Source organism: Acinetobacter minutum (assembly GCF_035916735.1).
Taxonomy (GTDB): Bacteria; Pseudomonadota; Gammaproteobacteria; order Pseudomonadales; family Moraxellaceae; genus Acinetobacter.
Genome location: NZ_JAQIHG010000072.1, coordinates 1 through 653, shown reverse-complemented (window position 1 = coordinate 653; position 653 = coordinate 1). Strand labels below are relative to the sequence as shown.

The following is a 653-nucleotide window of genomic DNA, read 5'->3' as shown; positions in this document are numbered from 1 at the left end:
CGTCTTTCTTCGCCTCTGACTGCCAAGGCATCCACCACATGCACTTAATTACTTGACTATACAACCCCAAACAGTCGTTAATCCCTACAAGTAGGATCAAGACAGATTAACTAATTGCTTAGCTAATCCACAGTTTGTTGCCCGTGCATTTAAGCACTGTACAGCTTCAATCTAAATTCATATACCAAAACGCTTGATTCAGTTAATTTGCTAGTTCTCAATTTCATTCAACATTCACAATTGCTTGCTACTGTCTTCTGAATTGAGTGAACAATTTATTTCAGACTCAATTTTGCCAATCTGTTAATGAATAAACACGCCTTCGTCAGGTCATGCTTAATACCGTGATACTTAAATCACAGAAGTTAATAAATTTGCTATTTCAGCTTATTTACTAAGTTCTGCAATCTTTAGCTCTAAATTAAATATTCCTATTTAATTCGTGGTGGAGACTAGGAGAGTCGAACTCCTGACCTCCTGCGTGCAAAGCAGGCGCTCTACCAACTAAGCTAAGTCCCCAGCTATATCATTAGTCAACATATCTGCTTCTGTGCTTTATAAGTATTAGATACTTACTCGTCAGTAGTGGTGGGTCTGACAAGACTTGAACTTGTGACCCCACGCTTATCAAGCGTGTGCTCTAACCAACTGAG

General features: G+C 39.1%; 1 tRNA gene. It reads right to left on the bottom strand.

Annotated features, from left to right (window positions below):
* Positions 1-443 precede the first annotated feature (443 nt).
* A tRNA-Ala gene (locus PAE54_RS12435) sits at positions 444-519 on the bottom strand.
* Positions 520-653: the final 134 nt, after the last annotated feature.